Annotated in this window: 18 protein-coding genes; 4 read left to right on the top strand and 14 right to left on the bottom strand. The window is 52.0% G+C overall.

From position 1 onward, the window contains the following. Window positions 1-102 precede the first annotated feature (102 nt). The 13 genes from V1603_RS20370 to V1603_RS20430 form a co-directional block, all read right to left on the bottom strand. Window positions 103-453, bottom strand: a complete 351-nt coding sequence (locus tag V1603_RS20370; protein ID WP_395313181.1) for an XAC2610-related protein — start codon at window positions 451-453, stop codon at window positions 103-105. Window positions 454-614: 161 nt separating this feature from the next. Beyond that, window positions 615-1088, bottom strand: coding sequence for a hypothetical protein (locus V1603_RS20375; RefSeq protein WP_395313182.1), 474 nt, complete (start codon window positions 1086-1088; stop codon window positions 615-617). A 156-nt stretch (window positions 1089-1244) separates the two neighbouring features. After that, a complete protein-coding gene (locus V1603_RS20380) occupies window positions 1245-1847 on the bottom strand; it encodes a hypothetical protein (protein WP_395313183.1) in 603 nt (200 codons plus the stop codon). A gap of 14 nt (window positions 1848-1861) precedes the next feature. Then, on the bottom strand, window positions 1862-4069 hold the full coding sequence (locus tag V1603_RS20385; RefSeq protein ID WP_395313184.1) for a M23 family peptidase: 2208 nt from the start codon (window positions 4067-4069) through the stop codon (window positions 1862-1864). Between the two features lie 14 nt (window positions 4070-4083). Continuing rightward, window positions 4084-6435 (bottom strand): type VI secretion system Vgr family protein, encoded by a 2352-nt coding sequence (locus tag V1603_RS20390; RefSeq protein ID WP_395313185.1) that lies wholly within the window; start codon window positions 6433-6435, stop codon window positions 4084-4086. Beyond that, a complete protein-coding gene (tssH, locus tag V1603_RS20395; RefSeq protein ID WP_395313186.1) occupies window positions 6432-9086 on the bottom strand; it encodes a type VI secretion system ATPase TssH in 2655 nt (884 codons plus the stop codon). Before tssH ends, V1603_RS20390 begins: the two co-directional genes overlap by 4 nt. A gap of 158 nt (window positions 9087-9244) precedes the next feature. Next, complete coding sequence (hcp, locus tag V1603_RS20400; protein ID WP_024558534.1) at window positions 9245-9736, bottom strand: type VI secretion system effector Hcp; 492 nt, start codon at window positions 9734-9736, stop codon at window positions 9245-9247. Window positions 9737-9740: 4 nt separating this feature from the next. Further along, the gene (locus V1603_RS20405; RefSeq protein WP_395313187.1) at window positions 9741-11453 is read right to left on the bottom strand and encodes an OmpA family protein; all 1713 of its coding nucleotides are present in this window, start codon (window positions 11451-11453) and stop codon (window positions 9741-9743) included. Continuing rightward, window positions 11450-12139 carry a type VI secretion system protein TssL, short form gene (gene tssL, locus V1603_RS20410; protein ID WP_395313188.1) on the bottom strand — a complete coding sequence of 230 codons (690 nt, stop codon included), beginning with the start codon at window positions 12137-12139 and terminating at the stop codon, window positions 11450-11452. Before tssL ends, V1603_RS20405 begins: the two co-directional genes overlap by 4 nt. Beyond that, window positions 12136-13476, bottom strand: coding sequence for a type VI secretion system baseplate subunit TssK (gene tssK / locus V1603_RS20415; RefSeq protein WP_116338465.1), 1341 nt, complete (start codon window positions 13474-13476; stop codon window positions 12136-12138). The genes tssL and tssK overlap by 4 nt, the downstream gene beginning before the upstream one ends. A gap of 17 nt (window positions 13477-13493) precedes the next feature. Continuing rightward, on the bottom strand, window positions 13494-15038 hold the full coding sequence (gene tssC, locus V1603_RS20420; RefSeq protein ID WP_302219038.1) for a type VI secretion system contractile sheath large subunit: 1545 nt from the start codon (window positions 15036-15038) through the stop codon (window positions 13494-13496). A gap of 32 nt (window positions 15039-15070) precedes the next feature. After that, complete coding sequence (gene tssB / locus V1603_RS20425; protein ID WP_192983651.1) at window positions 15071-15568, bottom strand: type VI secretion system contractile sheath small subunit; 498 nt, start codon at window positions 15566-15568, stop codon at window positions 15071-15073. A gap of 640 nt (window positions 15569-16208) precedes the next feature. Next, window positions 16209-16346, bottom strand: a complete 138-nt coding sequence (locus tag V1603_RS20430) for a hypothetical protein (RefSeq protein WP_159427010.1) — start codon at window positions 16344-16346, stop codon at window positions 16209-16211. A 12-nt stretch (window positions 16347-16358) separates the two neighbouring features. Here V1603_RS20430 and lpxP point away from each other — a divergent pair, with 12 nt between their 5' ends. Then, complete coding sequence (lpxP, locus tag V1603_RS20435) at window positions 16359-17279, top strand: kdo(2)-lipid IV(A) palmitoleoyltransferase (RefSeq protein WP_116341078.1); 921 nt, start codon at window positions 16359-16361, stop codon at window positions 17277-17279. A gap of 358 nt (window positions 17280-17637) precedes the next feature. After that, window positions 17638-17709 (top strand): membrane protein YpdK, encoded by a 72-nt coding sequence (gene ypdK, locus V1603_RS20440; RefSeq protein ID WP_099458937.1) that lies wholly within the window; start codon window positions 17638-17640, stop codon window positions 17707-17709. Window positions 17710-17760: 51 nt separating this feature from the next. On the opposite strand, the gene alaC is transcribed toward ypdK, so the two are convergent. Next, window positions 17761-18999, bottom strand: a complete 1239-nt coding sequence (alaC, locus tag V1603_RS20445; protein ID WP_023308710.1) for an alanine transaminase — start codon at window positions 18997-18999, stop codon at window positions 17761-17763. A gap of 386 nt (window positions 19000-19385) precedes the next feature. Between alaC and V1603_RS20450 the strand changes: the two genes are divergently transcribed. Both V1603_RS20450 and V1603_RS20455 read left to right on the top strand, forming a co-directional pair. Then, on the top strand, window positions 19386-21092 hold the full coding sequence (locus tag V1603_RS20450) for a sensor histidine kinase (protein ID WP_116338459.1): 1707 nt from the start codon (window positions 19386-19388) through the stop codon (window positions 21090-21092). Between the two features lies 1 nt (window position 21093). Next, complete coding sequence (locus tag V1603_RS20455) at window positions 21094-21819, top strand: LytR/AlgR family response regulator transcription factor (protein ID WP_395313189.1); 726 nt, start codon at window positions 21094-21096, stop codon at window positions 21817-21819. Window positions 21820-21851 lie beyond the last annotated feature (32 nt).

A 21851-nucleotide genomic window follows, 5' to 3' on the forward strand; every position in this document is an offset into this window, starting at 1 on the left:
TGACTATGATATTTAACTTTTCACCAGGCTTCGACCATTGATACAATTTTCCAATTAAATATATCTTTAACTCTATATCTCTCACTTATATATCGAATGCAGTCATTTAAGACTTTTGAGAGCGATAGAGCATGACTTTGGAGTGTTATCGTCATAAATCATATTAATCAGATCATGGCCTTCAACCCTTACGTTAACAAAGTTATCGCCACATGCAGGCTTTTTCTCTTTGAACTTTATTTCAGCAGGAGAAAAGACAAATAATCTATAGATTTTATAAGTGCCCATTCCCTCATCCAGATGCCAAATACTAAAATCCTTATAGCCATCACGATTGTAATCTTCAAATGTAATGTGGTTTTCTTTCTCCGATGACACATCAACATTTTTTAGATTAACCTGCTTGCCGGCTTCTAAAACTGATACTTCCAACGAATCATTATCTTTCAGCAAAACCTTTGCAGAAAGTTTTTTTGCACTATTAACATCTAAAATGCAATAATCACATCCAATTGCAATCTTTGTAAAAATGCACAGGAAGAAAAAATATATTTCATGATAGTATCATTAGGAATTTTGAATGATTCTCCAGCAGGGCTTACACGGGGTGTTGCTCAAGGATATCTATTAAATTCCCACGAGCTATTTTTGTCGCACGTTTCAAAGTTATTATCATCCGTAGGGTCAAATTCTGACCCAACTGGCTTCAAATTTCCATTTGCAAGATTAAAAAACAACCCCTGATTGGTTCCGATATAGGCGAGATCCTTTCCTTTTATAAAATCAATGCTAAAAACACCTTCGCTCACACTCTTTTCAATCTTTTTATATCTGTGATCTAAATCTACAAGAATCACATTTGTATCCTGGGGATTGCCCTCATTAATTATTTTCGACTTACCCCAGAGAATTATTTTATCACCACTACATTTAACACTATAGCCATTGATAACAGTATCAAACTTGAGAGTCTTTGTATGATTGTTAATGTCAACGGTTATTGAGTCAGTTCCATTTAATGTAACACCTGATGCATATGCATTAAATGAAATAAAAAAACCTGCAATTGTTGAAATAATAAGATTCATTTGTTAGTCCATCTATATATGAGATACTCTAATTATCCCCTTCTGCGATAGTGTCTCTACAATAAAATAATATGTAGTGTATTAATAAAACCTGTCAGCTTGAGCTCTATTCATTATTAACGCGATCCTAGTGTAAATTAGCATCACCACTGAGTTTTATTTAGCACACTCCTCGGCGTTTTTCCCATCCACAGATAAACTCTCGAGGTCTTTTATTTTAATTTTGCCTACAGCTAGTTTTGAACTATAATCTTTTGAGAAGCAAAAAAAACTGTCAGAATAAAAATATATTTCTTCAGTTTTATCTGGTGTATCACCTTCTGACTGATATAAAGCCTCGGTCACATACCATTTAATATCTTTGTTACCTTTAATAATCTGCATTCTATCGATGCCGAGGCATGGTTCAGAATCTTCGGCATATCCAGATTTATAATTCCTGTTTGGTATGAGATATTGGTCATTAACTTTGAGCACTACGTTACACCGGCTGTATGGCTCATCTTTACCAGGTAGTCCTTCGCGATTAAAAACAAATGGGTATGCGTTCCCTTTACCTAACTTCTGGAAAATATAATAAGGAGGGAAACCGGTGTCAGGTGCATCAATTTGATATACTTGTGATAGGCCGTAAGGTTCTCCATCCTTGAAGGTGTAGCTTTTAACTGCCGATAATACATCTACATCATTCGCAGACGCACCCAATGAAAAAAAATTAATGGCACTAACAAAACCCAACAGTAAAATTGTATTATTCATAATTAACCGCCATCTCACTTGCACTGCCTAGTGTAATCAACAGTGATTTTTACAGTACTACGACCTTTTTGTACTTGAACTGTTTCTTTGGCATTTGTTGTTACGGCATCATTTAAATAGTAGAACGCATACCGTGTATAGGCCTGTCGTTCAAAATACCCATACCCGCCACCATTAACTAGAACTGAACATCTACCAATTGATTCTGACGTAATTCCATTATCCGGGACTCGATTAATATTAATTTCGTGACTATGATGTTTTGAAACCCAATAAAAACCAGCACTGTCAGTTGCACAAAACGAATCTTCAGCAACAATTTTAGGATCGTAACGTGGGTACCATCTTTTTAATAGTTCATCGTCAATAACAGTGTGTTTTTCATGAGTATGTTTATCTACAACTGTCTTTCTTGGATCTGCCCAGTAGTGTTCACTTACATTTGTTATTCGACTATCATCGTAAACATACCCTGAAGTTTCATCAGGTAACTTCACTTTCGTTCTAAATTTTCTATAGTCATCGAAATTTTGTGGCCAAGTTAGCTGCATGAAACCTCTGCCATAAAATGGCTGATAATACTCAGCCGCTGGGGATACAAACTTTCCTTTGCTATTTTTCCGCCCCTTTCCGCCTTCAATCATTGTCCTGAGCATTCCAGTCTCAATATAAATCTGTCCTAAAAATGCAGAACGTCTTGGCGGGGATATTATATTGTACTTATTACACGTATTGTTAAAATCTTTCACATACTTCTCCCACCTACCAAACGAAGTAGCCCATGGAACTGTCACATTAACTGGTTTGCTGGGGTAGCCTTCATAATATTTCCTTGGAATCATGGAGGAAATTTCTTCATGGCTAAGCCAACCGCACGCTCTCAAATTATTTATAAGTTTAGTAGGATTGAAGTGCCAAAGGCTTCCGCTACTGAATGCTGATTCAAAGCACAGCGCTTCTGCATGAGCTTTAAATTTTGCGTAATCTTCATCCGTCATCGAATCATGCTCTTCACTTCCCGTTTTCAGCCACGAGAAGCGGGTGTCGATCGTACTTTTTTCCCATTCAAACGGGAAATGGCAGATTAGCTTTCCGCACTGGTTATCGAACTCACCATCTTCCTGAAGTTTCTTAATAGCGGCTGAATTACACTGGCTGTCGCTGTCACTATCGTCATCAACCAACTGCCAGCCCGTCCAGTGAGGGAAATCAGCGTCACTAAACTTTTTAATACCGGAATCAGCAAGATTGACTACCCCCTTTCCCCCCGGGTAATTGACCGTCATCCATAATGGCGCATCTGCCGGTACCAGGGTTTCATTGTCCGTGTTGATTACCCGCCCAAAGCGAAGTAATTCGAACCCGGCACTCGGGCTTTCCTTATAATTCCGCATCGCGGTTTTATAGAGATTGTATTCGTAGTCATTACCATCAGCATTAACCAGTGGCTCGCCCAGCAGATCATATTTCCCGTCAACCTGCGTATTTTTCTGCCGCGTTACCATCGTGCAGTTGCCTTGGGCCAGAGTCATGCTGGCATAAAGAGGCGCATTGCTGGTATAGAGCTCAGAAAGTCCGGTGATAGACGTGCTGTTATCTGCGGGGGCCTTGTCATAAAACTTTGTCTGCGGAGGCAGATAAAAGTGAATATCACCGTAAACTGCATCAGTGCGGCCATTCTTCGAAATATCCAGCTCTCCTGATTTCCTGCCCGTCAGCTTGCTGATGTTGTCGTCATCGCAGAAAATCTGGAAATGGAAAGCATTGACTCCATCCACCATGCCCGGAAGGCCTAACGGATCCTTACGGTAAACTTTCTCACCGGCTTTAACAGTTTCAGCCAGCGACTTCAGGTGCATGTATAGGGAGTAGAAAGCCACTTTTGCTTCATCACTGCTACCGATCTCGGTTTCATGCTTTATCAGCACATAACCATCATCACTCCCCTTTGTATTGGGTTTATCGGCGTTGATGTTAAATGGTGCCTGATCGCGCTTGTCTGAGCTTTTGCGGAGTGAAACGACGGTACCATCCGCTATCGCCCGCACGCTCTCAGCAGGTCTCCCTTCGTCAGTCTGACGTATATGTATTCCGCCATGCCACGAACCATAACCGTTAACCGGATACCCACGGCGGTCAACTACGGTCATGACTCTTTCAATCCAGGCCGCATCAGTTTCATGGGCATCTTTCGCTTTCAAAAGCGGTGGGCTGATAATCATAAACTGACTCCTTGTCAGGAAAAGCTGAATTTACTGGAAGGTTCTGTGGTTTCAGGAGCCACATTCGGGAAGTCTTCTGGCTTGTTAGCCTTTTCTTTTCGCCCGTAATGCCCGGCTTTAGTCCGGTACTCCCCCTGTGTGGCTGATTCAATGCCATTGGCATCGAGGGTGATATAGCTCCCCCCCCCGTTGATCGTGACCTGTTTCTTGGCAATAATCTCGATACGATCTTCGGTACTGACGACGCTGATTTCTCCACGAGCGATGAGCTCCATCAGGTCATTCTGTGCCTGGATCCTCACCGGCCCCTGGTTCGCGATGAGCTTGATCCCCAACTTACGAACAAACACGCTCAGGGCATTACCTACCCCGATGAACAGATTTTTCACCACGCTGACGTCGGCATTTTTACCGGCAGAGGCTATCAGGTTCTGGCCAGCTGATACCTGCAGATGTTGTCCGCTGGTCAGCGCCATTCCTTCCGGTGCACTGAGCAGCAGCACTGATTTTTTGAGGTCTGTCAGCTGCTGTTCCAGCAGTTTGATTTGCGCCTGGAGATCGGCCGGGTTCGCGGTTGCCTTCTGCGCATCATCGGAGATAGACGTCATCTGCTCCCGGGCATCATCCAGATTGCTGACCGCTGGCTGCATCTCCAGCACCTGACCCTGTGCTTTCGTCTGGCCATCAGCGCTGATGAACATCCCTTTCTGTGCCCGGATGGCTCCCCAGCTGTCGGTTCTGAGCTCAAAACCCTCACCGCGCTTCTGCTTCTCAGCATCCACTAAATGTCCGAGATTCAGCTGACTCTTGCCGCCGTACTCCGTGGAGACCTTGATATGTTCCTGGTCGCGGCTGTCATCAAGGCGGATTTTGTTGTTCGCCGGGGTGCGCAGGACGTTACGTTTGTAGTTTCGGATAGTGACATGGTCACCGTGCGCCGAGTCGTGAAGTACGCCAGAAATGTACGGTCTGTCCGGGTTACCGTCCTCAAAACCAATCGCCACTTCGGTGCCTGCCAGCAGCGGCAGGTGCAGACCGTAGGTGTCACCGGCATACGGGCGTGACTGGCGCACCCACAGGCTCTCGAACCCGGTTTCCCAGTTATCACGGTCAAACAGCATGTTGACGCGATAGCGGCCGTCTTTATCGATGTGACCGTAGGTATCGTTCTCGGTGGTGCTCGTGACACGTGCCGGCAATGTGCCAGCCATCACCGGACGTGAGCCAGGCTCAGGGCGGAAACTAAAATCAGTGCTGTCCGGGATGCCGTCGAAGTTGACGCCAAAATCTTCATCACGGCGCGCATGGCTATGCATCGCCGTGATGACCACGCCATGAGCAAACACGTCTGCCACTTCGTACCCGCCGGTGACTTTCAGTACCTGACCCGGAGAGAGGGTCGGGCAGCTGGTGATGGCATGAGTCTGCGTCTGGCTATTCAGATAACGCTCATGACGAATGCGGGCAAAAAAGGCTCCGGACTCCGGGGCCGGATTGCGGTCGTAGGTGCTGCCCGCTGCCAGATAGTTATCCGCATAGTGATAGGCATCACCATAGGTGGTGGCATCCCCGCGAGTCGCATCGACCTGGGTGTTCATGTCATCCGTGGCCTGACGGTAGTTGTAATCACGGGTGCTGACCTGCTTCTGCACCACGTAATGATGGCTCTCCATGCCCCAGACCGAGTCTACCCCTTCCGAATGCTGTCCTGATGGCGGAACAGAGGGCAGCGTCAGGCCTTTTTCATACCCCTGCTGACCGTCGTAAAACTCCACCACGTCGATGTTCAGGCGCGTATCAGTGGTAAAGCGGAACCAGATACCCACCTCACCCAACAGGCGGGTAATAAAGTGCAGGTCATCCTCACCGTACTGCATCACCTGTTCACGACGCGGGTACTCTTTTGAGAGTGAGAACAGAAAATCCTGACCGCGCATGTTGTGACGCTCGCGCAGAATTTTTTCAACGATTTGTGGGGCCGACATGTCCTGATAAATGGCGTTCTGGTGCGAACGATCGAGCAGCGCCAGGCGTGGCTGCAGCGTAAGGGCATAATGGGTTTCATCTTTTGAGGTGTTGAGACGTTCAAAGCCGCTCACCACTCCCTGAAGAGTTCGCACGGCCTGCTGCATTTTGATGCCGTAACCCTGGTCCACCGGGGCCTGCAGCGTCAGGGAGGCTGCTTTCATCAGCATCATTTCTTTGCTGATGGCATGGTCAGCGCTGGTGAATTCAATACGATAGCTGAATGGCGTGCTCAGGGCTTCATCGCCTTCAAACGCCAGTACATCGAGCTCTGCGTCACATCCCTTCACTGCCAACTGGTGATGGTTGTGGCTGAAGCTGATCGGGGGATTGTTGCTCATGCGTGCACTCCTTGTGTACGGTCAAACTCCAGCCCGATACCCTCTTCCTCACTCCAGCTAAGGCATAGCGACTGTGGTTTCTGTTTCGCAGCCATGTGAATCAGCAGTTGCTGGCTCAGCACCGGCAGGATTTGCTGATTGAGCAGACTGTCAACGTTGCGAGCGCCGGTGTCCGGCAGCAGGCAGGCAGAAGTGAGAGCGTCATACAGGCTCTCATCTATCTGCGTGGTCAGACCGTAGTGACGGTTCAGTCGCTTGCTGACCTGTGCGAGTTTCATCTCAACGATGGTGCGCATAGCCGCTTCCGCCAGAGGACGGTAAATCACGGTCTGGAAGCGGGCCAGCAGCGCGGGCTGGAAGTGATCACGCAGGATCGGACGCAGCAGTTCGTGCAGATCTGCCTCGGTGGCTTCCGGCTGCTCATCAAGCAACTGCATCAGGTGGTCGCTGCCGAGGTTCGAGGTCATTAGAATAACGGTGTTACGGAAGTCAATTTCACGCCCTTCGCCGTCGCGCATAAAGCCGCGGTCAAAGACCTGATAGAACAGGTTCATCACGTCGCGGTGAGCTTTCTCCACTTCATCCAGCAGCACCACGCTGTACGGGCGCTTGCGCACTGCTTCGGTGAGAATACCGCCCTGACCGTAGCCGACGTAGCCCGGCGGGGAACCTTTGAGCTGGGAAACAGTGTGCGGCTCCTGGTACTCGGACAGGTTGATGGTAATCAGCGATTTTTCACCGCCATACAGCACGTCCGCCAGCGCCAGTGCGGTTTCGGTCTTACCGACGCCGCTCGGGCCGACCAGCAGGAACACACCCTGCGGGCCGTTCTCGGACGTCAGCCCGGTTTTGGCCGCGCGCAGGCGCTGGGCGATAGCCTCAAGAGCAACATCCTGACCGACGACACGCTGGCCGATTTCATTTTCCAGGGTCAGCAGTTCGGTCTGTTCGTCTTTCATCAGGGATGAGAGCGGCACGCCGGTCCAGTCGGCAATCACGTTGGCAACCGTGCGGGTGTCCACATCCACCTGAACCAGCACGTCGCCCTGTTGTGCCTGTTCGAGCAGCTGCTGCAGGTCGGAAATCTCCGCCTGCTGGCTGATGTCCTGGCGGCTGGTCATCAGCTGCTGCGCCAGCGCCTTTTCAGTGCTGAAACGCGATTCCTGCTCCGCAATACGCGCTTCCAGTTCAGTCCGCTGCTGCTCAATGGCACCCAGGCGGTCACCATGGCGGTTGCTGCCGGCGGCGATATCTTCCAGCAGTGCCTGTTCTTCCAGTTCCAGCGCGGTCAATTGTGCTTTCAGGCGCACGATCTGTTCCGGCACGGTATCAAGGCTCATGCGCACACGTGCCGCGGCGGTATCCAGCAGGTCAACGGCCTTGTCCGGCAGCTGGCGTCCGGTCAGATAGCGGCGGGACAGCGTGACGGCAGCACGTACAGCATCATCGGTGATATGTACGTTGTGGTGTTCGACATAGCGGGATTTGAGGCCACGCAGCATCAGACACGCGGTGTCGTCGTCCGGCTCGTCGACCTTCACCATCTGGAAGCGACGTTCCAGCGCGGCATCGCGCTCGAAGTACTGTTTGTACTCGCTCCAGGTGGTCGCGGCGATGGTACGCAGTTCGCCGCGCGCCAGTGCCGGTTTCAGCAGATTGGCCGCATCTGCGCCACCTGCCTGGTTACCTGCACCGATAATGGTGTGGGCTTCGTCGATAAACAGCAAAATCGGTACCGGTGACTGCTGCACGGCATCGATAACGTTTTTCAGGCGCTGTTCGAACTCGCCTTTCACACCTGCGCCCGCCTGCAACAGGCCGAGGTCAAGGGTACGCAGGATGATCGGCTTGAGCGATTCCGGGACGTTGCCCTCTGCTATACGCAGCGCCAGACCTTCAACCAGTGCGGTTTTGCCGACACCCGGTTCGCCGACCAGAATCGGGTTATTTTTACGGCGGCGCGAGAGAATATCGACCATCTGGCGGATCTCAGTGTCGCGCCCGAATACCGGGTCGATTTTGCCCTCTTTCGCTTTGGCGGTAACATCAAGGGTGAATTTATCCAGCGCGTTCTGCAGCGCCGGGTTCAGTTCGTCTTCTTTCAGCTCTGCACCGACCGGGCGGCCCACAAACTCCACGTCACTGCCATGCTCCTGGGCCAGTTCAGCCTCAAACTGCAGTTCCGGGCGTTCATCAGATTGTGCATCCAGCAGCGGACGCAGGCGGGAGAGTTGGCTCATCCCGAGCGTCAGCAGTGGCCACAGACCGTCGCAGTGAGCAAGTCGTGGGTTTTCCGTCAGCGCCATCAGCAGGTGTACACTACGGATACTTTCCTCTCCGGCTAGTGAGGCCTGCATCCAGGTTTCCTGCATCAGTTTCTGAATATCTGCGGACAGCTGCGGGCGGCGGCGTACCGAACGCGGTTGATTATCCAGCCAGCCGAGCAAATCCTGCCACAGTGCATCCATATCCCACTCGTAGCGGCGTGCCAGCACTGTCAGGTCACCTTCCCCCTGTTCGAGCAGCTTCAGCAGCCAGTGCTCCGGCAAAATTTCCGCATGGGCACGGGTCTGGCAGAGCGAAGCCGCCCCTTCCATCGCACGGGCACAGTAAGGGTTCAGACGTCGCAACAGGATGGCTGGATTTTCCATGAGATTCTCTCTTTGTCGGTTCCTGGACACGCTACCGCCCCTCGCTGTTCACCAAAGCGCATAAGGTCAGGCAGGCAGATTGTTTTTTCTTTGCTGAATACCCGCATCTCAGGCACTCAGCAAAAAACTGCGGACAGGAAAACCTGCCCGCATCAGGATTACGCCGTGGCGCGTTCGTTCCAGGAATCGGAATGAATGATGTTGCCGTCTTTGTAGGTCCAGGTGATTTTTTCGTAACGCAGTTCAATGCGTTCAAGGTGGTTGTGCTTCTCTTTGGAAGGATCCTTGATGTCATACATTTCAGGATTCACTTTCACCACCTTCACGTTTTCCAGTTTGGTGTTGAAGTACTCCACTTCCTGGCCCGCATCGTTGATTTTGTACCACTTGAATTCAGCAGATTTCAGGGTCTGACCGGTGGTCACCGCCTTGTACAGATACGGGCTGGAGGAATCGATTTCTTTAGTGAACAGGAACGGCGTGTGGATACGCGTGCCGGTCAGCTTGCCGGTGTTGTTATCGGTTGGGATGTACAGGTTATGCTCCTGTGCGACCACCTCGATGCTGCCTTCGCGGTCCTGAACGTCTACAGACCCTTTGATGTCCGCGCCGCCGTCGTCTTTCAGCCAAAGATAAACAGGAATTGCCATGGAATTACTCTCCATTTAATTGTGATGCGCCATCATCCTGCGATGGCGCCGGGTGTTTGCCGGGTATCTGACAGGCGTTCGCCTGCGGTACCAGACTGATTTCGACACGACGGTTGAGCGCACGGCCTTCCGGAGTGTCATTGGTTGCGACAGGGCGACTTTCACCATAGCCCTGCACCGCAAAACAGCTTTCCGGCACGTCGCCGGTGTCACGCATCCAGTTGCGTACCGCCTCGGCACGTTTCAGAGATAGCGTCTGGTTTAGCTGCGGATTGCCGGTGTTATCGGTATGGCCGGACACGACAATCAGCCAGCCCGGTTTTGCTTTAATACCTACCAGTGAATTCACCAGCATTTTGGTGGAGCCCGCTTTCAGCACGAACTTGCCGGAATCGAACAATGACATGCTGTCGAGGCGCACAATTTTCGGTACCGGTTTGGGCTTCGGCTGCGGTTTGGGTGGCGGAGGTGGCGGCACATACGAGCGGATCGCGTCCAGTACCGGCGTTCGTAAACGTTCCCCTTGATAAAGCCCCAGCCCCAGCCGGGTCGGTACGCCGTTACGTGCATAGTCATCCAGCAACGCCGCATCCTCGCGGAGGACCGCAACGGCGCGAGCCTTCGGACCGTAGTCATCCATGGAGAGGCTGTCGTAACGGGCAATATCGAAGCCCACGCGATGCAGCAACTGGCGATTGTTCCAGCCACTGCTGAGCAGCGCGGCGATGGCCGCCAGGGTGAAAAGACCAAGGGCACAGCGCCAGGTGCGGGCTCGTGGCGTGAGCCCGCGTCCCTCCGGCAGCAGCGGCAGGATGAAATCCGGGAAGGGTGAGAAAACCGTGCTGTCCGTCCCTACCGGCTGCCAGCCGCTCACCTGCTGCAAAGCGGTATGGCGCGACAACCACGCCGTCCAGGCCGATGAGGCGAGGCTTCCTGCAAGAATTGGCCCCATTCCCCACAGCACCGCTGCAGGTGCGATGGCCGGAACATCAGGGTTTTCGTCCATAAATACCGCCTGGACATGCTGATGGAACCAGCTCGCCAGGCTGTTCATCAGCACCTGCTGCTGCATCGCAGGCGCACCGCCGGTGTTGACCCACGCTGCGATAGAACAAGGCGCGTTCGACTCACGCCAGACGGTCCTTCCTTCACCCGGAAGAGCGGCCTGCCAGAACATGTCAGCCGACATCTCACTACCAATCTGACCATTCAGAATCAGTGGTACAGAATGTCCGATTTCTTTGCGTAATTGGCTAATTTGCCAGCGCAAAGCCAGCAGTCGGCTGGTAAGCCCCTCGCTGTCAGCATGCTTTTGCGGGCATACACAGACCATCACCGACAGCTGACGCCCCCAGTCCGGGCGCTGCTGCAGTACCTGACGGGCAACCTGTTCCAGATCCTGATGGCCCTCAACGCGGATCCAGCATCCCTGCGTGACGGTCAGTACCGGTGACTGTTGCATACATGCCAGCGGCAGATCGCCACAGACCAGCACCACGGGTTGACGGTAAGTGGCTTCCGGAAGGTCATCCAGATGCAGGGTGGCGTCGTGCTCAGCACGAGGTCTGGCGATATACCAGAACGCGATGATAAGCCCGAACATTGCCATTAGAACGAGCACTGAAACCAGCCGGGATACCGGCAGGAAACCCAGACAGACCGCAGCACTCAGCAGGGCAGCCCACAATGCCAGTCCACGCTGTTGTGCAGGACTCATTTTATGGCTCCCGGCAACAGGGACAGCAGCATCTGATCGAGCCAGTGATCCAGCCCCCACCAGAGCGCGGCGAGAACAACCACGCTCAGGACAATACGCACGGGCCATGATCCCAGCCATCCCCCCATTCCTCGCCCGGCACGGCTCTCTGCCAGCACAGGGTGATTTTGTGGGTAGCTGAACGGCGTAATATGTTCACTGAGTGCGCTGACCAGCTTCTGGCGTTCCGGGTCGTTCAGCGCACGAAAATTGCCCAGAAAACCGAGCATCATTACCCGCTGGAAGCAGGTCAGTACGGCATTGTCCGGTGCTGGATCACGCAGCACATCGCGCATCCTGTCACACAGGGTGTCACCGGCATCCATCGTGCCGAGAAAATGCCCCTGCAGCGGTATGTCATACCACTGAACACAGGCATCATCCTCCACACCGCGACCTTTGACCGCCTCATCAAGCAATGCACATTGTGCAGTGAGGATATGCTCACAGCTGGTCTCGTCCAGCTCGCTCGCTTTCAGTTCACGCTGAACTCGCTCCACATCAGCGATACAGCGTTCCCACAAGAGCCGACCTTCACCTTCCTGAAACTGCGGGCCATGGCGGAGGCTAATGACCTGAAGCCAGGTGTTCTGCAGCAAAGCATCAATATCAACAGACACGGCGGTGCCGCGTTTACGCTCACTCATGTTCTCAGCACCGCGAAGAGTTCAAGTTCTGGCTCGCCAAGCATGCCCGGGACGTAAAACATGCATGTCCCACTCTGGAGCATGTCCGCTGCAAGAGGATGGGAGAGATCGAGACTGAAATACTGATTTTCCAGGCGCAGTGGAATGGCGGCTGGCACATGGCGCAGCGGCGTCAACGGCACGCCCACGCGGGAAGAGTTGACGATCCCACGCACATGGTCAGGACTGCCCACCTTACACTGGCGCGGAAACTGTTCCTGCAGTTGCGCCACCGGGATCGGTGAACGCACAGAAAGATAGTAATCAGCCCCTTCGCGCAGTCGTGGATCATGCAGCCGAGCCTGCCAGAAGTGCAGTCGCGGATCATAATCAAGTGCCAAAGACACCACGCGGGACGGCAGGCTGGCCTCAAGCAAATCGCCAAGCAAATCAAACAGCGGCGGAAACACCGCGTTCAGTTGCTCATGATGCCAGACCGGTATGGCGTTCACCTGATGCTCCAGAGAGAAGGTCAGCAGGCTCCCCGCCAGGCGAGAAAGTTCCGGATACAGACGTTCCGGCGGACTTTGCGGGTTACGCTGGAACTGGCCAAGCACGGGCTCAGCGCTGTTTAGCGCGTTGAGCAGCCAGAACAGCGATACATCTGCCACGGCAAAGTCCGCCATACGCTCATTGCTTTCACGCCGCATTGCCATCAGACGGCTCAGGCGCGCCCGCAGCTGGGTCATCAATTGTTCAAGCTGGGTAACCAGCCAGCGGCTGCCCTGCAGGGTCAACAGCGGGGGGAGAAACGTCTCATCGAGTTGCCATATACCCTGCGAATCTTGCTGCAATCGGGCGATCGGGCAGGTCAGGTAGTCACTGTTGTTCTGGTGGGCAAAACGCAAAGTCAGTTCCGGCTGCATCACCGCAATCTGGCGTGTATCTTCCCCAAAAGTATTGCGCACATCCCGCCAGCGCTGGCGATATCTCACCGGGCGCTCGGCCACTTCATCGGGTTTCAGGCAGTTGCCGCCGTTTGCCCGCAGCAGCGGAAGAGCCAGCACGACCGTCACCGCCTGCGATTCGCTTTCAAGCGACAGCACCGGCGGCAAAGCATCAGCATTGTCTGTATCAATCAGCGTACCGTCCTGAAAACGGACATGCAGATGACGGGCCTGCAGACGTCCAAGCCTGAGAGATTCCGGTTCGAAAGTGGCGTCAATGACCCCATACGGCGAGGTAAGCCCCAGCCGGGCAATACATTCGGCAGACCAGGCCGCATACGCGGCCTGTTGCTGAAAGTGCTGGGGAGAGACCATTATGCCTCTGCCCCATAACGGTTGTTCCGTTTTCATCGGCTTCCTGCCCGTTTTTACGATTTCGCTTTCGGCATCTGGGAAACCAGCGACAGGTTCACGTCCATGCCTTCTACCTGGAAGTGCGGAATAGCGTACAATTTCACGCGGAAGAAGCCTGGGTTGTCCTCAATATCTTCCACCACCACTTTCGCATCACGCAGTGGATGAGACGCCTGCAGCTCATCGCCCGGGTCGGTCATTTCGGTCACCAGGCTGCGGACCCAGGTATTCAGCTCCAGCTCCAGCAGTCGGCGATCCTTGGTAGTACCGATGTTTTCACGCTGAATCAGCTTCAGGTAGTGAGCGATACGCGACAGCAGGAAGATGTACGGAAGACGGGCGTTGATGCGGCTGTTCGCCGTTGCATCTGCAGTGTCATACAGCGCCGGTTTCTGCGTGGAGTTAGCCGAGAAGAAGCAGGCGTAGTCGCGGTTTTTGTAGTAGGACAAAGGAATGAAGCCCAGATTCGCGAATTCGAATTCACGGGTTTCCGGGATCATCACCTCGCTTGGGATTTTCACCTGATTGCCGGTACCGAGATCGTACAGATGGATCGGCAGGTCCTGAACCGCACCGCCAGCCTGTGGCCCACGAATCTGTACACACCAGCCATTATTGATAAAGCTGCGCACCATGTTGGACGCGAAGGCAAACGATGCGTTGGTCCACAGATATTTGTCGTGATCCGGACCTTTGACCTCTTCGACATAATTGAAGCTGCGAACCGGAACGGTATCCGGGCCATACGGTAAGCGTCCCAGTACGCGCGGCATCACCAGGCCGATGTAGCGGGCGTCGTCAGTATCGCGGAACGATTTCCACTTGATGTACTCCGCGCGGTCAAAATAGTTACCAATATCTTTAATCGCCGCGACGTCTTCCATGGACTCCTTGAGGAAGAATTTCGGGCCTGCCGAGCCGATAAACGGCATATGTGCCGCAGCAGAGACCTTGGAAATATTGCGCAGGAGAGCGACATCCTGCGCTGAAGCGTCGAACTCGTAAGCGGAAATCAGCGCCGCAATGGGCTCGCCGCCCGGGGTGTCATATTCGTCGATGTAGGTATGTTTATACAGACCACTCTGAATGACTTCTGGACAGTCTTCAAAGTCCTGACGCAGGTCTTCTTTAGACATACTCAGCAACTCAATTTTCACGTTCTGGCGAAAATCGGTTTTATCCACCAGCGACTTCACACCGCGCCACAGGCTTTCAACCGCCTGAAACTCATCATGGTGCATGACAGCGTCCAGCTGGCGGCTGATCTGATAATCGAGCTCAGCGATATGATGATCAATCAGGCTCTTATCCAGTTTTTCGACCTTCGAGCCTGCTTTGGTCAGACATTCCAGAAAGACCTGCATACCTGCAGTCAGACGCTCATCCGCGGTCGCATCTGACATCGCCTGGGCATCTTGCCAGATATCCAACGCGCTCAGCTCAGAGACAGGGCTCAGATTGATTTTCTCAAACAGGGAAGCGTAAACCCCACCCGCAACAGGACGTTCCAGCACCACGCTTTCACCGTCAGCAATATTATTTTGTACAGACATGAGCATTCCTTGATTAATCCGTTAAAACAGCTTGATGGTTAAGGTTTTTTTGGTGCCAGAGCTGATAGCTCATTTCGCAAATCAGCGCTAAGCGACTGGTCAAGAACGATTTTTTCCAGCTCTTTTCGGAAAGTCTGGTTATCCAACAGGTTGGCCTTCAGATCGCGAAGCAAGTTGCGCATCGCCAACATCGCCTTCAACTGCGGTATCTGGGCAGCAACCTGCTCCGGCGTGAAATCTTTCATGCTCTGGAAAGTCAGCTGAATGTTGTCTTCACCACCATCGTCAGAGAGCGTATTTTTAACGGTCAGATTAACTTTTGGGGAATATTCGGAAAGGACACTGTCAAAATTATTTTTGTTAATATTAACTTTTTCACGCTCGGATATTGACGCAGATTCCTGCCCGTTGCTGAAATCACCCGTAACAAGCAATTTCAAGGGTAATTCCATTTTCTTACTTGCTCCGCCAGTATGCAGGTCAAGCTTCAGGTTAATACGTGCCTTAGGCACCTCATTCTGAAAACTGTCAGCCATCTCATCGTCCCTCTTTGTTTTGCTATGAAAACTTCACGGTATCGTTCTTGATGCGCAATAATAGAATAATGATCGGCGCAAAATCAAATGCACAGATCATTTATCCGAATCAAGAAATTTCTTAAGAATTTTCCACTAAAACATTATTGCGGAATGGCTGGTCAACTCAGAAAAAGACGCTACTTCTGGACTATAAAACGAATATTCATATCGAATAAACGATCGCAGGCAGATAAACCCTCACAAAAACACCCTGTCTTGACCTGCATCATAACAATGAAGTCAAAAATAATAAACACACAGGCAAACGTTATTGTGACTCGATAAAATGAAGACGTTAAGAAATAATGAAAACACACGATTTTATTGATTGCATGAATAACACCTAAGAAATTTCGCAGGGAATTTTCTTATTAATTTACCTGGAGTGTTAAATAATTTTCTTAACTAAGTGACCTGCCACAACTTAACCCGCGACGCTTTTTATTCATTCAGCCCCCCATTTTGAGATGTTTCCATCGCCAACACATGCAGACTGACGCTTTCACAGCAGAGAATATAAAAACTGTAAAATCAAGCACCTCCCTGACTGTCGCTTTTTTAATCAAAAACGAGTAATAGCACATAACGTATAACGGTGCTACATTACGCCGCCCGCCCAAATCAGCAGTGGCCAGGCAACGCCGTAAAGTTCGGTAAAGCCTGCAACCATCACCTTGAAGAACGGTCTTATCGGCACGTCGTATCGCAAACTCTGCGCTACCTTTACAGGCTTCATATAGGTTTTACTATTTTGTCTCAATCCAAATTTCAACGTGCGTTTTTACACCCACGTTACTGGTTTACATGGTTTGGTCTTGGCGTTCTCTGGCTGCTGGTTCAACTCCCCTACCCTGCGCTGCGTTTGCTGGGGTCTAAACTGGGTAGCGTCTCCCGCTATTTCCTGAAGCGTCGCGAATCCATCGCGCGTAAAAATCTTGAGCTTTGCTTCCCTCAGTACAATGCTGAAGAGCGGGAGAAACTCATCGCTGAAAACTTCAAGTCTATCGGCATGGCGTTGCTTGAAACCGGCATGGCCTGGTTCTGGCCGGATGAGCGCGTGCGCAAGTGGTTTGACGTGGAAGGACTGGATAACCTTAAACGCGCGCAGATGCAAAAACGCGGCGTGATGGTCGTTGGCGTTCACTTTATGTCGCTGGAGCTGGGCGGCCGCGTGATGGGGCTTTGTCAGCCCATGATGGCAACCTACAGACCGCACAACAGTGCGCTGATGGAGTGGGTGCAAACGCGCGGACGTATGCGTTCCAACAAAGCGATGATCAGCCGTAATAACCTGCGCGGTATGGTTGGTGCTCTGAAGAAAGGTGAAGCCGTCTGGTTTGCACCCGATCAGGATTACGGACGTAAAGGCAGCAGCTTTGCTCCCTTCTTTGCCGTAAAAGACGTGGCGACGACCAACGGTACTTTTGTCATTTCGCGTTTGTCAGGTGCCTCCATGCTGACCGTGACAATGGTGAGAAAAGCGGATAAGTCAGGCTACCGTCTGCACATCTCCCCAGAAATGGCTAACTATCCGGAAAACGAGTGTGAAGCAGCAGCGTTTATCAATAAGGTCATCGAAACAGAAATTATGCGCGCGCCTGAGCAGTACCTCTGGATGCATCGCCGTTTCAAAACGCGCCCTCTCGGCGAAGCCTCGCTCTATATTTAAGCCTTCCAGTAAGGTTAGTTTCGCTAAGAAACTAACCTTTTCAATCACCTGTCATCCCACGACTAAACCGCCTTTCATAGCGTCGCCCAAAGTGAATTTATTGCGTCGTGAAATCAAACTGTCGCCGTTCCACGACACTCGTAAGTAACGGAAATTATTTAAAAAAATCCCTCTTGCCACCCCTCATTTTTAGGCGTACATTAGCGCCGTCTGGCTACAGGAAAGCACAGAATTCTGAGCTGGAGTCGGCGGCATAACGGGATAATTCTCATTTCTGATTTGGCCGGATTTCAGCTCTCTATAATCAGTTGGACTCTGTTTTTAAGTGCGTACCACAAGATACGCGGAGCGATGAAACGTGAAATATTTCTTTATGGGCATTTCGGTGATCGTTTTAGTCTGGGCCGGAACCTTTGCCCTGATGATCTAGTGAGAACATGCAGTCAAAAAAACAGGAGCCATTTGGCTCCTGTTTTTTATGTCATGACGATGCGGGGTGTTCTGCGACGCTCTTTGAGGTGAGAAGACCGTCGGCCCGGAACATACTCTTGATGCCCCTCACCGCCTGACGAATACGGTCGCTGTTTTCAATCAGGGCAAATCGCACATGGGTGTCGCCGTAATCACCAAAGCCAATGCCCGGTGACACACACACCTTCGCATCCTGCAGTAGTTTTTTAGCAAACTCCAGCGATCCCATCGCCGCGTAAGGTTCAGGAATTTTCGCCCAGACGTACATGGACGCTTTCGGCATTTCCACCATCCAGCCGGCCTCATGCAGCCCTTTTACCAGTACGTCGCGGCGGCGCTTATACTGGGCGGCAATCTCGTGAACGCACTGCTGGTCGCCTTCCAGGGCAGCGATAGCGGCGACCTGCAGCGGCGTGAAGGTACCGTAGTCGTGGTAACTCTTGATGCGCGCCAGTGCACTCACCAGCGTTTTATTACCCACCATAAAGCCAATACGCCAGCCCGCCATGTTGTAGCTTTTCGACAGGGTAAAGAACTCTACCGCCACGTCACGCGCGCCCGGAACCTGCATAATCGACGGGGCTTTCCAGCCGTCATAGACGATGTCAGCGTAGGCTAAATCGTGAACCACCAGCACGTCATAACGCTTGGCCAGCGCGACAACTTTCTCGAAGAAATCGAGCTCCACGCACTGGGCCGTTGGGTTCGACGGGAAACCCAGGATCATCATTTTAGGTTTCGGATAGCTTTCGCGAATGGCACGTTCCAGCTCGTTAAAGAAATCGACACCTTCCACCAGCGGCACGGAGCGGACCTGCGCCCCGGCAATCACCGCGCCGTAGATATGGATCGGATAGCTTGGATTAGGCACCAACACCGTATCGCCATGATCCAGCGTGGCCAGCATCAGGTGTGCCAGCCCCTCTTTCGAGCCGATGGTGACAATCGCTTCACTTTCAGGATCAATATCAACCTGATAGCGATCCTGATACCAGCGCGAGATCGCGCGACGTAACCTGGGAATACCGCGAGAGGTTGAGTAGCCGTGCGTATCCGGGCGCTGGGCAACCGTGCAAAGCTTTTCAACGATATGTGGCGGCGTTGGGCCGTCAGGGTTACCCATGCTGAAATCGATAATATCTTCGCCGCGCCGACGCGCAGCCATCTTCAGTTCAGCAGTGATATTGAAAACATAAGGGGGGAGACGATCGATACGCGTAAAACGGCGTTCAGGACTGAATTCAGCCATAGATTCCTCAGATTAACGTTAGCGCCCGGACCGTCCGAGCGACGCTGCCACCGATGTGGCGTGCTTAGAAAATAACCTGAAAAAAATCATGCTGTCGAGGGGGAAATGAAAAAAAAGCGCGCGCGTGAAAACCGGAACACGGCAACGCCTGAAATTGAAAGCATGGTTCTGATATCGGCTTTCTGTTAGCCGTTATTTAACACAATGATATCAAAACAGTTACCTGCCGATATGGCGCTGAGAACAAATCGGGTCGCATCAATCCTTACCAGGCAATCCCCTTTGTAAATTATGGTTTTTCCTCATTTGATAAACCCGACGGATAGCTGGTCAATACGCCTCAGGTTTTTTATCATGGTTTTTTCCCGTTTTCCCAGGTCTGCTCCGTGCACGAGATATTCACTATGCTGCTGGCGGTTTTTGACCGTGCGGCATTAATGCTGATTTGCCTGTTCTTCCTTATTCGCATTCGCCTGTTTCGCGAGCTGTTGCATAAATCCGCACACTCGCCGAAAGAGCTGTTGGCCGTAACCGCCATCTTTTCGCTGTTCGCCCTGTTCAGCACCTGGTCCGGGGTGCCGGTAGAGGGTTCGCTGGTTAACGTGCGCATTATCGCCGTCATGTCCGGCGGAATTTTGTTTGGCCCGTGGGTGGGTATCATCACCGGCGTGATTGCCGGGACCCATCGCTACCTGATTGATATCGGTGGCGTAACGGCAGTGCCGTGCTTTATCACTAGCATTATCGCCGGGGTGCTATCCGGCTGGATAAGCCGCAAGATCCCGAAAAAACAGCGCTGGCGCGCCGGGATTGTCGCGGGCATGGTGTGCGAAACGCTGACCATGATTCTGGTCGTCGTCTGGGCCCCCACCACCGCGCTGGGGCTGGATATCGTTTCAAAAATAGGTATTCCCATGATCCTGGGCAGCGTCTGCATCGGTTTTATCGTGCTGCTGGTGCAGAGCGTTGAAGGGGAGAAAGAGGCCAGCGCCGCCCGTCAGGCCAAGCTGGCGCTGGACATCGCCAACAAAACGCTGCCGCTCTTTCGTCACGTTAACGCGGAGTCGCTGCGCCAGGTCTGCGAGATTATCCGCCACGACATTCACGCTGACGCCGTCGCCATCACCAATATCGACCACGTGCTGGCCTACGTTGGCGTTGGGGAACACAACTATCGCGACAGCGATGACACCATTAGTCCGACCACCAGACAGGCGATTAACTACGGCAAAATCATTATTAAAAACAATGATGAAGCTCACCGAACGCCGGAGATTCACTCGATGCTGGTGATCCCGCTGTGGGAGAAAGGCGTTGTGACGGGCACGCTGAAAATTTATTACTGCCACGCGCATCAGATCACCTCCACGCTGCAGGAGATGGCCATTGGCCTGTCGCAGATTATTTCTACCCAGCTTGAGGTCTCCCGGGCAGAACAGCTGCGCGAGATGGCAAATAAGGCAGAGCTGCGCGCGCTTCAGAGCAAAATTAATCCCCATTTCCTGTTTAACGCGCTGAATGCCATCTCCTCTTCCATTCGTTTGAATCCGGACACCGCGCGCCAGCTGATTTTTAACCTGTCGCGCTATCTGCGCTACAACATCGAACTAAAAGATGACGAGCAGATCGACATCAAAAAAGAGCTGTATCAGATCAAAGACTACATTGCGATTGAGCAGGCGCGCTTCGGCGACAAGCTCACGGTGATTTTTGATATTGATGAAGAGGTCAACTGCGTGATCCCGAGCCTGCTGATCCAGCCGCTGGTCGAAAACGCGATTGTTCACGGTATTCAGCCCTGTAAAGGCAAAGGGGTGGTCACCATCAGCATCACTGAAAGCGGAAACCGGGTGCGTATTGCCGTACGCGATACCGGCCACGGGATTGACCCAAAAGTCATTGAGCGCGTGGAGTCTAACGAAATGCCAGGGAATAAAATCGGGCTATTGAACGTACACCACAGGGTCAAGCTTCTCTACGGCGACGGGCTGCATATTCACCGTCTTGAACCAGGCACTGAAATCGCTTTTTACGTCCCGAATGAACGCTCCCCTGTTCATGCGGCGACATCACTGTTACCTCAGGGCGAGTAATATGAAAGTTATCATCGTAGAAGATGAAATCCTGGCTCAACAGGAGCTCAGCTGGCTTATCAAAACCCACAGCCAGATGGAGATTGTGGGTACGTTTGATGACGGTCTGGACGTGCTGAAGTTTTTGCAGCACAACCGGGTCGACGCGATTTTTCTCGATATCAATATTCCCTCGCTGGATGGCGTACTGCTGGCGCAAAACATCAATCAGTTTGCCCATAAGCCGTTTATTGTGTTCGTTACCGCCTGGAAAGAGCACGCCGTAGAAGCTTTCGAGCTGGAGGCGTTTGACTATATTCTGAAACCTTACCAGGAGTCGCGGATTGTCAGCATGCTGCAAAAGCTGGAGGCCGCATGGCAGCAGCAGACCGCCCCCGCCAGCCCCGCGGTACGCGAAAACGACACCATTAATCTGGTCAAAGATGAGCGCATCATCGTGACCCCGGTCAACGATATCTACTACGCCGAAGCGCACGAAAAGATGACGTTTGTCTATACGCGGCGGGAATCATACGTCATGGCGATGAACATCACCGAGTTTTGCAGCAAGCTGCCAGCGGCCCACTTTTTCCGCTGCCACCGTTCGTTCTGCGTCAATTTAAACAAGATCCGCGAGATCGAACCGTGGTTTAACAACACCTATATTTTGCGTCTCAAAGATCTGGATTTTCAGGTGCCGGTGAGCCGCAGCAAAGTGAAAGAGTTCCGCCAGCTGATGCACCTGTAACGAAAGAGCCCTCTCCCGCGGGAGAGGGTTAT

This window comes from Enterobacter sp. ECC-219, assembly GCF_043966805.1.
GTDB lineage: Bacteria > Pseudomonadota > Gammaproteobacteria > Enterobacterales > Enterobacteriaceae > Enterobacter > Enterobacter cloacae_N.

Bases quoted from the DNA above. Each gene is read 5' to 3' on its own strand.
- V1603_RS20375 (WP_395313182.1), bottom strand. From the start codon at position 1,088: ATGAATCTTATTATTTCAACAATTGCAGGTTTTTTTATTTCATTTAAT.
- V1603_RS20380 (WP_395313183.1), bottom strand. From the start codon at position 1,847: ATGAATAATACAATTTTACTGTTGGGTTTTGTTAGTGCCATTAATTTT.
- V1603_RS20385 (WP_395313184.1), bottom strand. From the start codon at position 4,069: ATGATTATCAGCCCACCGCTTTTGAAAGCGAAAGATGCCCATGAAACT.
- V1603_RS20390 (WP_395313185.1), bottom strand. From the start codon at position 6,435: ATGAGCAACAATCCCCCGATCAGCTTCAGCCACAACCATCACCAGTTG.
- tssH (WP_395313186.1), bottom strand. From the start codon at position 9,086: ATGGAAAATCCAGCCATCCTGTTGCGACGTCTGAACCCTTACTGTGCC.
- hcp (WP_024558534.1), bottom strand. From the start codon at position 9,736: ATGGCAATTCCTGTTTATCTTTGGCTGAAAGACGACGGCGGCGCGGAC.
- V1603_RS20405 (WP_395313187.1), bottom strand. From the start codon at position 11,453: ATGAGTCCTGCACAACAGCGTGGACTGGCATTGTGGGCTGCCCTGCTG.
- tssL (WP_395313188.1), bottom strand. From the start codon at position 12,139: ATGAGTGAGCGTAAACGCGGCACCGCCGTGTCTGTTGATATTGATGCT.
- tssK (WP_116338465.1), bottom strand. From the start codon at position 13,476: ATGAAAACGGAACAACCGTTATGGGGCAGAGGCATAATGGTCTCTCCC.
- tssC (WP_302219038.1), bottom strand. From the start codon at position 15,038: ATGCTCATGTCTGTACAAAATAATATTGCTGACGGTGAAAGCGTGGTG.
- tssB (WP_192983651.1), bottom strand. From the start codon at position 15,568: ATGGCTGACAGTTTTCAGAATGAGGTGCCTAAGGCACGTATTAACCTG.
- V1603_RS20430 (WP_159427010.1), bottom strand. From the start codon at position 16,346: ATGAAGCCTGTAAAGGTAGCGCAGAGTTTGCGATACGACGTGCCGATA.
- alaC (WP_023308710.1), bottom strand. From the start codon at position 18,999: ATGGCTGAATTCAGTCCTGAACGCCGTTTTACGCGTATCGATCGTCTC.
- V1603_RS20455 (WP_395313189.1), top strand. From the start codon at position 21,094: ATGAAAGTTATCATCGTAGAAGATGAAATCCTGGCTCAACAGGAGCTC.